The sequence below is a fragment of the Marinobacter sp. NP-4(2019) genome (assembly GCF_003994855.1).
GTDB lineage: Bacteria > Pseudomonadota > Gammaproteobacteria > Pseudomonadales > Oleiphilaceae > Marinobacter.
Genome location: NZ_CP034142.1, coordinates 2,369,017 through 2,382,459, shown reverse-complemented (window position 1 = coordinate 2,382,459; position 13,443 = coordinate 2,369,017). Strand labels below are relative to the sequence as shown.

The following is a 13,443-nucleotide window of genomic DNA, read 5'->3' as shown; positions in this document are numbered from 1 at the left end:
CGCGGCCTGGTTCCGGAATTAAAGGTCGAAGCGGGCCCAGATCGGGCAGTGGTCCGACGGCCGCTCCATGGCGCGGATATCGTAGGACACGCCGGCCTCCCTGGCCAGGGGCAGGAGACTGTCGCTGGCCATGATCAGGTCGATGCGCAGGCCCCGTTTCGGCTCCCGCTCAAATCCCCGGCTGCGGTAGTCGAACCAGCTGAAAGTATTGGCTTCTTCCGGGTGGAGATGGCGGAAGACGTCAGTGTAGCCGCGGCTCTCGACCTGACCAAGCCATTCACGCTCTTCCGGGAGGAATGAACATTTACCGGTGCGCAGCCAGCGTTTGGCATTATCGGCCCCAATACCGATGTCCTTGTCCGTCGGCGATATATTCATATCACCCATGAGCACCACATGGCCGCCTTCTGCTTTCAGTTCATCCAGGTAACGCATCAGATCGCGGTAGAATTTCTCTTTCGCAGGAAATTTTACCGGATGATCCCGGTTTTCACCCTGGGGGAAGTAGCCATTAATAACGGTGATTTTCTCGCCATTCATGGAAAACTGACCCGTAATCAGGCGGCGCTGGGCGTCCTCGCCATCCCATGGGTACCCCTTGATGACCTTGTCTGGCTCCTGCCGTGACAGCAGCGCTACGCCGTAATGGGTTTTCTGGCCATGGAAGTACACGTGATAACCGAGTTCCCGAATCGCCTCCACAGGGAAATCCTCATCCGTGACCTTGGTTTCCTGAAGACCGATCACGTCCGGGGTCAGGGTGTTGATCACTTCTTCCAACTGGTGAAGGCGGGTACGGATACTGTTGACGTTGAAGGAAACGAAGGTCATCGCTGAGTACTCTCTGATTCGCTGGCTCTGTGGCTTGGGCTTAACGCCGGAGTTTACCACAGCCGGTCAGGGATTCCGCCTTGGCTGAGAGGACGCGCTCAGGGAGTCAGTTCACAATCCGGTTGCCGGGTGATCTCATAGCGGATGTGGACGGTGTAGTTACCATCTACCGATGCCCGGATATTGCTAAGGCCGATGTAATCCGTGAGGGCACCGGATTGGTTATAGCCCAGAATGATTGGGTCCACCAGAAAACGGGCAATCATGCCGGAAGGCCGTATTCGGATGGTGTGGGCTGCATTGGTCCTGTCAGTCACTACCGGCTCCATAATAAAGCCGTAATGGTCGCCGCGAGTCGGGCCCAGGAAGCGGAAGTCGACGGCGTCCCCCGAGATGACCGCATCCCAGTGGCGGCGGACCAGGTTATCGAAACCTGCATCCACAACGACGGCGTCATTAAAGCTGACATTGAACTTTTCCATGTTACCCGAGGGGGTGCGCCACTGGATGGCGAGGGTATCGTCATTCGCCTGCTTTACGGTGATGGATTCGTTGAACTCAGGTTGCTGAAAATCCATCTCCGGACGAAGGGGAGAGTGTTGATAATCCAGTTCCTTGGTGGCGAAAACCTGACGATTGTCCTCCGGCCTTATGTATTCCACCGAATGTGTGGTGGGTCGCCAGATCCCATCGCGGCAGGTACCGGAGACGAAATGATGTTCTTCATACACCACTGAGCCACCATCACTGGCACGACCAATGAACTGGAACTTCGATTCATCAGCAAACGCACCGGTGGCCAGCAGCCAGGCGAACGCAACAGGTACCGATTGGGAAGTGTTCATGACGCAAGCTCCGTGTACAGCGCGTTGCGAACAAGCAACAGCAGGGGGAAGACCACCATCCACCCGAGTGCCAATGCCACCAGTGACAGGTTCATCATCGGCAACTCGACCGCGCCCAACTGGCTGGCGGACCAGTAGGCAAATGGACCCGCCATGGGGGCAAGCACCCAGGGCAGCCATGGTTTCCGGCTGACCCATTGCAGGGAGTGGCTCAGGGTTGTCATGAAGATGGCCCAGATTGCCACCAGCCAGATCGGGGTAAGCATGACCTGGCCCGTACCATCGGCCAGTACACCGGTCTGAAACCAGATACCATCAAGGACACCGCCAACCACTGTGCCAAAGCCAATAAACTGAGCTTCAACCCAGCGGTGCTGGCTGACCAGAACGAAATGCGCGACCAGAAACAATGCGACAACACCCGCCGCCAGCAGTCCCGGATACAGCACGCAGATCAACCAGCCGGCCTGGAACAGTACAAAGTTCAGGATGTTGCGAGCGGTGTCGGAGCGGATCATAAGCTCAGAATGTTGTCCCGTTTGTTGCCCGGTTTCGCCAGCACCAGTTGGGCGACGCCAATCGCGCGTTCGCTGAAGCCGGCCTCACAATAGGCAAAGTAGAAGTGCCAGAGCCGGCGGAATGCCTGGTCGTACCCCATGGCATCCAGGGCTTTGTGGTTGGCCATGAATCGGTCACACCAGTCATGGAGGGTGCGGGCATAGTGGAAACCAATATCCTCTGCATGCGTCAGCACCAGGTCGCTGCCTTTACGAACAGATTCGAGGATGGCCCCGAAGGACGGGATAAAGCTGCCGGGGAAAATGTAACGCTGGATAAAATCAACGTTACGCAAGGCGCGCTGATAACGCTGCTCCGGCATGTTGATGGCCTGAATCAGTGCCAGGCCATCCGGCTTGAGGAGACCGGAGATCTGGCTCAGGTAACTGTCGAGGAACTGAGGGCCCACCGCCTCGATCATTTCAATGGACACCAGCTTATCGAACTGGCCAACCAGATCCCGGTAATCGTCGAACAACAACGTAATGCGATCTGTCAGGCCTTCCTCTGCGACCCGTTGCTTCGCCAGAGCCAGCTGTTCTTCCGATATGGTGGTCGTGGTGACATGACAGCCGTAGTGCTTGGCGGCATGAATGGCAAATCCGCCCCAGCCGGTACCGATCTCGATGACATGGTCACCGGGCTGCAGATCCAGTTTGCGGCAAATAGTATCCAGTTTGTACACAGATGCTTCGGCGAGTGTACTTTCGCGGTGTGGGTAAATGGCCGAAGAGTACATCATGGTTGGATCCAGGAACGTTTCAAACAGGTCGTTACCCAGATCGTAATGGGCGCTGATGTTTTTCCGTGATCCGGTCCTGGTGTTCCGGTTCAGCCAGTGCAGGCTTTTCAGTGCCGGCTTGGTGAGCCAGCTGAACCGGTCCTCGAACGCATTCATCCGGTCGACGTTACGGGTAAAGAAGCGGAGCAGGGCGACCAGATCCGGCGACTGCCAGTCCCCGGCAACCCAGGACTCGGCGGCCCCTACGCTACCGCCGGTCAGGAGATCCCGCCAGGTGCTGTGGTGGTGGATAATAAGCTCTGCGGGCGCATAGCTTGTGTTGCCGTCACCGAAGACCAGGTCGTCAGAACCTTGTTCTCTCACTGTCAGGATGCCTTCTTTCAACAACGCCAACTGCTGGCAGACCAGGCGCTTTGCTATGCGGCTGGTGACTGGAACGGATGTATTGCCTATACCGGTTTCCAGTGAGGTATTCAGGTTCTCCATGAGCTCACCCTTCCACTTGTCTTGTCCGTATTGTTTGTATCAGTCACATCAAGCCCGCGGTCACTGCAACCCAGCCTGAAAGCGGCATCGGATTCCTGCAACTTGTCCGGATGGGTGTAGAAAGGCGCGCCCTTGAGTTTGAGTTTCAGGGCATGCCAGTAAATACCCGCGGCGACTTTCAGGGCTTCAATAGGAAACTGCCGCAGGTTTTTGTGTAGTTGTTTACGTGTCAGCGGGCTACGTTGGACCACCAGAGTGGCATCAAACTGTTTGCAACCGTTCTCAAGCACATTCATGTGAATCCGCAATTCGGGACCACGGAAATTGAACGTCCATTGATAGTGCTGGTGCATGCCATTGAAAGGCGATACATGAAATCGTTTGTTGAAGCCAAATCGCTCCGACCGCCAACCCGCCGGGCTTGCGTCACTGCCAATGGTTTCCAGGCAATACACGTGGCGTTCGTGCCAGGGCGTATTGGTGATCTGGGCCAGAATAACTTTCGGGACCGCGCCGGTTTCCGGCCGCTCGCCACTGGCGTAACAAAAGTAGAAACTGACCGGGTTGAACACATATCCCAGGTAGCGGGGGTGGGTAATCAGCTCGACCGCTCCGTCTGGCCGCCAGCCTGTGGCAGTTTCAACATGGTCTCTTACGGCTTGCGCAAGATCACCGGAGTCAGGGGCAAAATAATCCTTACGATACAGTGACAGCCAGTTGAAACGCTCCAGGGAGAACAGCCTGCTGATTCGGGTAACACGTTCCCATTCGTTCAGGTTGAGTGCCAGCATCCCGGTGTTGTACTGAAACTCATGAGCGACCGGAGTTTTTCGGCGATGCCGGATACTGCCCGCGAGCCAATGGCTGGCAAGCGGGTGAACAGCTGGATTGGCGCCATGCATAGCCATACCTAGAGCTCCACCCCAAAGGCCTGAGTGACTCGGAGAGCGCTACGGACTCCGTCTTCATGGAATCCGTTGAACCAATAGGCGCCACAAAAATGGCTGCGGTTGCGGTTACCTATCTCTTGGTACCGTTTCTGGGCGGCCACTGCGTCGAGCGTGAAGACCGGATGAGCGTATTCAAAACGTTTGATGACGCGCTCTTCGGCAATATCCTGGCTGCGGTTCAGGGTGACGCAGAAGGTTTCCGGTGCATCGTGGAAATTCTGCAGGATGTTCATGTTATAGGTGACGGAGACCGGCTCGGTACTGTGCTCTGGTATAAAATAGTTCCAGGCGGCCCAGGCACGCCGGTTTGACGGCAGTACCGAGCTGTCGGTATGCAACACCACATCATTTCGTTGATAGGCGATAGCGCCGAGGATGCTGCGTTCCTCATCCGTTGGATCTGACAGCATGGCCAACGCCTGGTCACTGTGACAGGCGAAGATCACCTGATCGAATTCGTGCTCCTCACCCCGGGTCGCCAGGAGAACCTTGTCAGAGAGTCGGGTAACGGATTCTACGGGGCTGTTCAGGTGGGTTTTCTCTCCGAGTCTGTCCATCATTTTGGTGACGTACTGTGAAGAGCCTCCCGAAATGACGCGCCACGTTGGCCGGTCGTCCACAGACAACATGCCGTGGTTATTGAAAAACTGCAGGAAGAAACGGATCGGGAAACGTTCCAGCACGATTTCCGGTGCGGACCAGATGGCCGCACCCATGGGCACGATGTAGTAATTCCGGAAATAGCGGGAGTAACGGTTCCGGTTCAGGTATTCGCCAAGCGTTTCTTCATCGTTAATGGCGCCAGACGCCAGATCCTTACGGGTTTCCTGATTGAACCGGAGAATCTCCCGGATCATCTTCAAAAATGGCAGATTCAGTAAGTTGCTGCGCTGGGCAAACAGGGTGTTGAGGCTGGTTCCGTTGTATTGAAGGCCATTTGCGCGGCAATCCACGCTGAAGCTCATGTCACTGACTTCTGAAGTCACGCCCAGGCGATCCATCAGCTTGATAAAGTTAGGGTAGGTCCAGTCGTTGAAAACGATGAAGCCTGTGTTGACCGGCCACTCCTTTCCGCCGGCCTCGACGGCCTCGGTATTGGTATGCCCACCGGCATAGTCACCAGCCTCGAAAAGCTGAATATCATGATGTTCCGATAGCAGCCAGGCAGCAGTGAGGCCGGAAACTCCGGCGCCAATGACAGCAATGCGCTGACGAGGTTCATTCATTTGGGTACGTCCTGAGAGTGGTCACTTTGCCGGGCCATGGCCGCGGACATGCGATCAATGATTGAACGGGGCAAGGCGCCAAGCAGGCGCAAGGTCCAGGTAAAACGTTTGGGAAACGCAATCTCACGCCGCCCGTGCGCCAACCCATTCACAATTCGATTCGCGGCGTCCTCCGCAGTGACCAGAAACGGCATTGGAAAATCGTTACGGTCCGTCAGCGGTGTCTTGACGAAGCCCGGCGATACGACCACCACGTCAATGCCCTCGGCCGCCAGGTCCGCTCTGAGGGAATGGGCGAAGTAGCTGAGAGCGGCCTTGGAGGCGCCATAACCCTCGGCACGTCCGAATGGGAACCACCAGGCGGAGGAGCTGACAATCACCAGTGTCGCAGGTTGGCCCTTGGCGCGCGTCCGGCGGAGCGCGGGTAGGGCGATATCCAGGCACCGTGCTGTACCAACCACATTGATCTGCAGGTTGTTGGCGATGACATCGCTGCTGTAATGCCGCACGTCCAGGTACTCGCAGGTGCCCGCGTTGAGGATCACCATGTTCAGGTCACCATGGCTCTCAAGTTGCGGCGCTATGCTCCGCAGCTGCAGTTGATCCGTGATGTCTGCAGGAGCCACGGTCACGCGATCCTGTGATATGGCCTGAATCGCGTCCAGAGGTTCGCGGCGCCTTCCGGTCAGAACCAGTCGGTGGCCCAGATCAAGCAACGATCGGGCGGTAGCCTCGCCAATGCCCGAACCGGCGCCGGTGATCCAGATATTAGAGGGGGTTTCTAGCCGTTTACTCATGCTGCATGGATCCTGATCCAGCGAATGAACCGACCAATCACGGGGAGGTGTTCATACAATAACTGGCCGGCATCAAAGTAATCCCGGTGGTGAGTGACTTTTCCGTCCTGAATCACCAGGCGGCTCATGCCGTGGACGCGAATCTCCCGCCCACGACGAATACGTTTGTGGCGAAGGTGCATAACCCAGGTGATTGCGGCATTTTCCCCAGTGATGACCGGGTCGCCGAACTCGAACGTACAGGACACGACATTGGCGTAGGCACCGGCAAAATAGCGGTTTAGCTCGTCCAGCCCCGATACCGAGGAGAGTGGATCCTGAAACTGTACGGTGTCACTGTACACCGACGACAGTTTGCTCAGGTTGCCGGCATCAAGAGAGTTGAATAACCCCCGGAATCGTTCGAGGGTAACCTCAACGGAGGATTTCCTGGTGCCAACTTCAATAGCTGGGGCAGTGCTCACGGTAGCTTCCTCTTTTGCGCGTCGAGTTTGCGGGTTTCTTCCTGAATGTGCCGTGGAATCGGGTTCAGATCCCAGACGATACCGAGCCTGGATAGAATCCACAGTCCGTACCAGGTCATATCGATTTCATACCAGCGAAAACCCTGGCGGACTGACTGGGGCCAGCGATGATGATTGTTGTGCCAACCTTCGCCAAGGGTGAGCAGGGCGAGCCAGAAATTGTTACGACTGTCATCCGGAGTGTCGAACCGGCGTTTGCCCCAGACATGAGACAGCGAGTTGATGGACACGGTGGTATGGAACAAGACAACCGTTGAGATAAAGAAGCCCCAGACAAGGAGCTGAAAACCATTGGTGCCCAACCCAGGGGCCCAGGCAGCAAGCGCTTCCCCGAGACCGTATATCATGACGGCCGCGGCTGCCGGCACCAGGGAATCGAAGCGATTGACGAAGCGCAACTCCGGGAATTTGAGCCAATCCCTGACACGCCTCTCGTCCATCGCAAAGCCGGCATCACAGGTGAACCACCCGGCATGAGACCACCAGAATCCGCCATGATGAGGGGAATGCAAGTCTTCCTCCTGGTCGGAATGTTGGTGATGATGTCGGTGATGTGCCGCCCACCAGAGGGGACCACGCTGGGCGGCGCTGGCCCCCAGGATGGCAAAGACAAGTTGCGCCGGACGGCTGGTTTTGAACGTTTTGTGGGCAAAATACCGGTGGTAAAAACCGGTTATGGCGAACATCCGAAGGACAAAGAAGCCCAGGGCGAACGCGAGGGCGAATCCGCTGACTCCGGTAAAGAAAGCCAGCAGACATGCCAGGTGTAACGCAATAAAGGGGATAACCCGTACAACGTTGAATGATCGTGATGAGGCGTCGATGTGATCCAAACCGGCGGAGGAATCGAACCACCTCAGAATGTTTGTTAGCCAGTATTGCGCTCGGGTCATACCCAGACTGCCCTTGTTTCGTGAGTAGCTGTTACTGTTAAGAGTTCAGAAAACCGTACGTTGAAATACCTGTTCTCAATTACGTTCAAACACCCGCTTCTGGATGCACCATCAATGACGAATCATCAAAATAGCCAGTGCTCTGATATACGCCGTACAGCGATCGTTGGTTCAGGGTTGGCCGGCTTGTCTGCCGCAATTTTGCTGAAACAGCAGAATCACCGAGTGACTGTGTTCGAGAAAAGCCGCGGGCCAGGCGGCCGTTTGGCGACCAAACGGGTTGCTGGCGGGTCTGCGGACATCGGAGCGCAGTATTTCACGATCCGGAATCCGGCGTTCAGGAGCTTTCTTGAAAAGAACGCGGGAAAGAACTGTTTCGGCCCATGGCAGGGGCGTTTTGGTTTTCAACAGCCGGATGGGGGATGGCAGGCTTTTCCCGATGAGGAACGATATGTTGGCATCCCTCGGATGACGGCCGTCAGCCGTGCGCTGGCTTCGAATACAGACGTCCGGGCAGAGGTGCGTATCGATAGAATGGCCCGGAATGACAGGGGGTGGTTTTTGACAGATACCTCTTCGCGGCGTTACGGGCCTTTCGACCATGTAATTGTTACTGCGCCTCCCGCCCAGACCCGTGACCTGCTGGCAAACAGTGGCCTGATGAATCTGGCCTCCATTCTGGATGGGCCTGTGTCCGCTATTCATCCATGCTGGGCGGTGGCGGCTCATTTTGAGTCGGCACCGGTGGCGGAATTCGAAGGTATGCGTCCGCACAACGCTGTGCTGTCCTGGATTGCCAATAATTCCAGCAAGCCGGGCCGGGAAGACCCGGGGCAGTGGTGGGTGCTCCATGCGACCTCGCAATGGTCCGCGGAACACATAGAAACACCTGCGGATAAGGTTACTGACGCCATGCTCGAGGCTTTTCGGGAGGTAGCTGGTTGTGCGGCAATGCCCGACCAGACCGTTGCCCACCGCTGGCTGTACGCGCGCTCCGATAGCGATGACCGGCCTGGATGTCTGTGGTTTCCGGCCGAAGGCATCGGGCTGGCCGGAGACTGGCTCTCCGGGGGGCGAGTGGAAGGCGCGTTTGACAGTGCCAGCGCGCTGGTGACAACCATGACCCGGTAACCAACGGGGCACTTGTGTTATGGCATCACCCTTAGGTCGTCACATCCGGCTGCAGATAAAAGTGGGTAATGGTGTCGTCACTGAATTTGCTGAAAAAGGCGCTGACCTCGGTGATCTTGCGTAGTGATCGCTTGCGGTTGATAGGCGCCCGGACCAACACCTTTATGCCGTTGAAGTTCTCCTGAATGTTCGAGAATCGGGCGCGCATGGAACAGGTAACCACCCGCGCGGGCTCGAGATTCAGCTCCTTCGCCAACCACTGGCAGTGCTTCTTGATGCCCTGGGCCGTCAGGTCTTCCCGGGTATCCAGGTGGTTGAGTTTGATCCGGTCAACAATGCAGCGGGAGAAGCTGTTGGGGTGCCGGCGGGCGACCTTGCGGAAGGCCTCCCAGAAAAAGTTATCCGTCAACTCGGCAAAATATTGCATGTTACTGAGGCAGGTATCGACCCACTCAAAGCTCTCCGGGTCCTCCAGTACTTCGTTGATGGCCTCCCGCAGCAGCCAGTCGAAACCGAGAGCGGTCTTGTGGGCGTACACCTTGCGGTACATCTGATGGCGGCTGTAGACAAAATCCTCCAGGGCGCCGAGACCTTTCTGGGTGATCGCCAGTCCCAGCCAGGGCTCCGACACATCCCATCCGAACCGCAGGTTGCTGAGCAGGTGGTCAAGATTGAACCCGCCAATGGTCACTGACGAATGAAAGCCGTCCCTGAGCATGTAGTCGGCCCGGTCGGCGTCGATTTCTCCGGACACGATGGAAGAGAGCAGATCCATCACCAGGCGGGGTATGTCGGCGTGACTGAGAGCGCCGGAATGGGCGTCGTCACCAGCGATGAAGGCCCAGAAGGTACGGGCGTGGTTACAGAATGCCTCGCTGGGCTGCACATCGGTCGTTTCCATAATGCCGATGACGTCCCGAGCATCCAGTCCGGCGGCCTGGACATCAATGTCCGTCAGCACTTCATGGGCAACCCGCACGGAATAGTGTTCGTGCTCGAGTTCCCCAGGCTGGCTACTGTGATAGGCAGAGTAATCCACGCCTTCCCACAAGTCTTCGAACCGACCCGGGCGGGACATCAGGTCATGAATGCGGCGGGCCTGAGTAAACTGGTGAGAAAAGCTGGAGTGCCCGCTGTCGTGTAGCAGGCAGCCCAGCCGGATGGTTTTCGCCAGGTAATCGATAGCATCCAGTTGGCTCAGACTGAGATCTGTTTTCTCGCTCAACTGCTTTTCCCTGAGGTAGGCATCAATCATTGAACGGAACATGCGGGTGCCGACGTGCATGACACCGATACTGTGCAGGAAGCGGGAATGGGTCGCCCCGGGGAAAACAAGGCTGAGAATATCATTCTGGCAAATGTTGCGCAGACGTTGGAACAAAGGGTGGTCAATGACCCGGATTTCGTGGCGGTACAGCGGAATACCCCCGTGAACCGGATCCATGATCAGTTTGTCGTAAGCTCCGAGCAGATCGTTTACGGCGCGCCTCATTACCTGATTTCTCCCAAAATCATCAAACTTGCCTTGTTATATCACAGGGTCGTGCCAGAATAGGCGATAAGTACCCGATTTATCCTTTACCGATGGTAGTTTAGGGCAGAAGCCATGACATCGCGCACCGAGCGCATACTAATAATTGACGCTGATGAGAAAGCACGCACCGAACTGAGCCGGCATCTTGAAACCAGAGGCTTCTATGTGACCGGGTGTCAGGATATCAGCACAGCGATCAGAATGTTTGCCCAGTCGATTCCGGACGTTATCTTTGTGGACATACCGCCAGGAGAAATCCGTGAGCTGGTGTCCCGGCTGGAAGACCTGGAAACATTCACGCCCATCGTGGCCTGTTCCGATACTGAGGATTCGGTGGCAGTGGTGGATGCCCTCCGGGCCGGGGCAGCTGACTTTCTCCTGAAAAACTGCGCCGATGACAAAGCCGCGCTGGACGATGTGATCGGCAAACTGTTTGACCGGGTACGGATTAACCGCCTGAACCAACTGTATCGTCAGGAGCTTGAAGAAGCGAACCGGGACCTGCGTAATGGTATTGCGGAATTGCGGGCGGACCAGCGGGCAGGGCGTAAGGTCCAGTTGAGAATGTTGCCGGATAATGACCAGCAACTGGCCAACCTCAGTGTTTCCCATCTGATCAAACCGTCCCTGTATCTGAGCGGAGACTTTCTGGACTACTTCCGCATATCGGCCGATAAAGTGCTGGTCTATATCGCTGACGTCTCCGGTCATGGCGCCAGCTCAGCGTTCGTTACGGTGTTGCTGAAAAATCTCACCAATCGACTCCAGCGTAATCTCCGGCGAGGATCCAGTGATGACATTCTGTATCCCGATCGTTTCCTGGAGCGGATCAATTCGGAGCTATTGGATACCGGGCTCGGTAAACACGTAACCGTATTTGTTGGCATAATCTCCGTTAATGAGCGTAAATTGAATTATGCGGTAGGTGCCCATTTCCCAATGCCGATTCTGTCCTTTGAAGGCGGCAGAACGGCTTTCCTGGAGGGAAGTGGGTTACCGGTCGGTCTGTTTGAATCACCGGAATGGGAGGTGTACGAAGTACCACTTGAGAAACCGTTCCGGCTTATCCTTTTTTCGGATGGCATACTGGAGGTCATTCCGGCAAAGAGCCTGGATGAAAAGGAGCAGACATTACTTGAACTCGTGTCGGGAGGCCGTCACACTATCGCATCTCTGAACCAGGCTCTGAATCTTGATGCGATTACAGAGTTGCCGGACGATATCGCGATCGTTTCGGTTACCGATATGATATCCGGTTCGGAAAACACGTCGTCGAATTAGTGGCAGTGTAAATATGGCTGGTTACAAGATCCTGCAAGCCGAAAATCAGGGTATTTACCTCCTGAAGTTTATCGGGGAAATCCGGCTGAACCTTTGTTCGACGCTGGATAATCTGGTTGAGTCCATCACCCAGGATCCTCACTTCAAGACGGTGGTGATCGATCTTACCGAATGCGAGATCATCGATAGTACGACCCTGGGGCTGCTGGCAAAGATCGCCATGGCGGCCCAGAAAAGAAGCCATTTCCTGCCCACACTGGTTTCCACCAACCCTGACATTACCCGAATCATCACTTCCATGGGTTTCGACAAGATTTTCATCATTGTTCGTGAGCCCGCTTCCCGGATTGAAGAACTTGAGGAAATTCCCGTGCTGCGCGCCAGTGAGCAACAGGTTCGCGACAAGGTGCTGGACGCTCATCGTGTACTGATGGGGCTGAACAGCCGCAACAGGGAAGAGTTCAAGAATCTGGTTCGCGCCCTGGAATGTGAAGAACACGGCTGATCACGGCCACGTCTCCTGTGAGCATGGCAGCCGCGACCTCATCAGATCCAATAAAAGAACGGACGAACTATGCCTGATCAAAAAGACCCGCAAACAACAGGGGCGTCCTCCACTGGCCGTGATGTAGCCGTATTGGGCGGCGGCAGCTTTGGCACCGCCATGAGTAAGGTGCTGGCGGACAACGGTCACACCGTGCATTTCTGGATGCGTGACAAAGCCCAGGTTGAAGAGATCCGCGATACCGGTGTGAACAGCCGATACATGCCGGGAGTCAAACTTGAAGGCGATGTACAGCCGACCACGAATCTGCCGGAAGCCATCGGCAAGGCCGAAGTGGTTTTTCTGGCCATCCCGAGCAAGGCATTCCGGGCTGTCATAAGGGAGCACAGCAAGGACTTTTCGGACAATCAGATCGTTATCAGCCTCACCAAGGGTATTGAGGAGGTCGGTTTCAAGTTAATGAGTGAGATTCTCCAGGAGGAGATTCCGCGCTGCCGTATCGGGGTGCTGAGCGGGCCCAACCTGGCGGGGGAAATCGTTAACAAGGACCTGACTGCGACGGTTATCGCAGCGAAGGATCCGGAAGTGCGGCGTACCGTGCAGGATCTCCTGGGGTGTGAGTATTTTCGAGTCTACGCCAATGTGGACGTCTACGGGGTAGAGCTGGCCGGCGCACTCAAGAACATCTATGCCATTGTGTCCGGGCTCGCTGCTGCCCGTGATCTGGGTGAGAACGCCAAGGCCATGCTGATTACCCGCGGGCTGGCGGAAATGAGCCGGTTTGCCGTCAGCCTTGGTGCCAACCCGATGACCTTTATGGGGCTGGCCGGAGTCGGTGACCTGATTGTGACCTGCACCTCTCCGAAAAGCCGGAACTATCGTGTCGGTTACGCAGTCGGTAAGGGCAAGAATCTGGACGACGCGGTGGCTGAGCTTGGGCAGGTGGCTGAGGGTATTTACACACTCAAGCTGGTTAAGGAAAAATCGGAAGCAATTGGTATCTATATGCCATTGGTACGTGGGCTATATGAAATTCTGTATGACGGCGCCTCGATCAGCGCAGTCATCAACAGCCTGATGATGTCGGTCCAGAACTCCGATGTGGAATTCATTCTGCCCCGGACCATCAGCCAATAAACC

The 13,443-nt window shown here is 56.1% G+C and carries 14 protein-coding genes; 4 read left to right on the top strand and 10 right to left on the bottom strand.

From position 1 onward, the window contains the following. Positions 1 to 18: 18 nt before the first annotated feature. The 9 genes from xthA to EHN06_RS10795 form a co-directional block, all read right to left on the bottom strand. Positions 19 to 831 carry an exodeoxyribonuclease III gene (xthA, locus tag EHN06_RS10835; RefSeq protein ID WP_127332591.1) on the bottom strand — a complete coding sequence of 271 codons (813 nt, stop codon included), beginning with the start codon at positions 829 to 831 and terminating at the stop codon, positions 19 to 21. Positions 832 to 929: 98 nt separating this feature from the next. Then, complete coding sequence (locus EHN06_RS10830) at positions 930 to 1,676, bottom strand: hypothetical protein (RefSeq protein WP_228257275.1); 747 nt, start codon at positions 1,674 to 1,676, stop codon at positions 930 to 932. Next, entirely contained in the window at positions 1,673 to 2,194 is a 522-nt protein-coding gene (locus EHN06_RS10825) for a DUF2878 domain-containing protein (protein WP_127332590.1), read from the bottom strand. The genes EHN06_RS10830 and EHN06_RS10825 overlap by 4 nt, the downstream gene beginning before the upstream one ends. Then, the gene (locus EHN06_RS10820; RefSeq protein ID WP_127332589.1) at positions 2,191 to 3,462 is read right to left on the bottom strand and encodes an SAM-dependent methyltransferase; all 1,272 of its coding nucleotides are present in this window, start codon (positions 3,460 to 3,462) and stop codon (positions 2,191 to 2,193) included. The genes EHN06_RS10825 and EHN06_RS10820 overlap by 4 nt, the downstream gene beginning before the upstream one ends. Continuing rightward, a complete protein-coding gene (locus tag EHN06_RS10815; protein WP_228257274.1) occupies positions 3,450 to 4,370 on the bottom strand; it encodes a DUF1365 domain-containing protein in 921 nt (306 codons plus the stop codon). Before EHN06_RS10815 ends, EHN06_RS10820 begins: the two co-directional genes overlap by 13 nt. A 2-nt stretch (positions 4,371 to 4,372) precedes the next feature. Beyond that, positions 4,373 to 5,638: an NAD(P)/FAD-dependent oxidoreductase gene (locus EHN06_RS10810; protein WP_127332588.1), complete on the bottom strand. Its 1,266-nt coding sequence runs from the start codon at positions 5,636 to 5,638 to the stop codon at positions 4,373 to 4,375. Continuing rightward, a complete protein-coding gene (locus EHN06_RS10805) occupies positions 5,635 to 6,435 on the bottom strand; it encodes an SDR family NAD(P)-dependent oxidoreductase (RefSeq protein WP_127332587.1) in 801 nt (266 codons plus the stop codon). The genes EHN06_RS10810 and EHN06_RS10805 overlap by 4 nt, the downstream gene beginning before the upstream one ends. Continuing rightward, positions 6,432 to 6,899: a nuclear transport factor 2 family protein gene (locus EHN06_RS10800; RefSeq protein ID WP_127332586.1), complete on the bottom strand. Its 468-nt coding sequence runs from the start codon at positions 6,897 to 6,899 to the stop codon at positions 6,432 to 6,434. Before EHN06_RS10800 ends, EHN06_RS10805 begins: the two co-directional genes overlap by 4 nt. After that, the gene (locus tag EHN06_RS10795) at positions 6,896 to 7,852 is read right to left on the bottom strand and encodes an acyl-CoA desaturase (RefSeq protein ID WP_127332585.1); all 957 of its coding nucleotides are present in this window, start codon (positions 7,850 to 7,852) and stop codon (positions 6,896 to 6,898) included. The genes EHN06_RS10800 and EHN06_RS10795 overlap by 4 nt, the downstream gene beginning before the upstream one ends. A gap of 114 nt (positions 7,853 to 7,966) precedes the next feature. Between EHN06_RS10795 and EHN06_RS10790 the strand changes: the two genes are divergently transcribed. Further along, the gene (locus EHN06_RS10790; protein WP_127332584.1) at positions 7,967 to 8,983 is read left to right on the top strand and encodes an NAD(P)/FAD-dependent oxidoreductase; all 1,017 of its coding nucleotides are present in this window, start codon (positions 7,967 to 7,969) and stop codon (positions 8,981 to 8,983) included. Positions 8,984 to 9,014: 31 nt separating this feature from the next. On the opposite strand, the gene EHN06_RS10785 is transcribed toward EHN06_RS10790, so the two are convergent. Continuing rightward, positions 9,015 to 10,475, bottom strand: a complete 1,461-nt coding sequence (locus tag EHN06_RS10785) for an HD domain-containing protein (protein WP_127332583.1) — start codon at positions 10,473 to 10,475, stop codon at positions 9,015 to 9,017. 114 nt (positions 10,476 to 10,589) lie between these two features. On the opposite strand from EHN06_RS10785, the gene EHN06_RS10780 reads away from it, so the two are divergent. The 3 genes from EHN06_RS10780 (at position 10,590) to EHN06_RS10770 (ending at position 13,440) form a co-directional block, all read left to right on the top strand. After that, positions 10,590 to 11,798: a PP2C family protein-serine/threonine phosphatase gene (locus EHN06_RS10780; RefSeq protein ID WP_127332582.1), complete on the top strand. Its 1,209-nt coding sequence runs from the start codon at positions 10,590 to 10,592 to the stop codon at positions 11,796 to 11,798. 13 nt (positions 11,799 to 11,811) lie between these two features. Then, positions 11,812 to 12,303: an STAS domain-containing protein gene (locus tag EHN06_RS10775; RefSeq protein WP_127332581.1), complete on the top strand. Its 492-nt coding sequence runs from the start codon at positions 11,812 to 11,814 to the stop codon at positions 12,301 to 12,303. 69 nt (positions 12,304 to 12,372) lie between these two features. After that, positions 12,373 to 13,440 (top strand): NAD(P)H-dependent glycerol-3-phosphate dehydrogenase, encoded by a 1,068-nt coding sequence (locus EHN06_RS10770; protein WP_127332580.1) that lies wholly within the window; start codon positions 12,373 to 12,375, stop codon positions 13,438 to 13,440. The last annotated feature ends 3 nt before the right edge of the window (positions 13,441 to 13,443 follow it).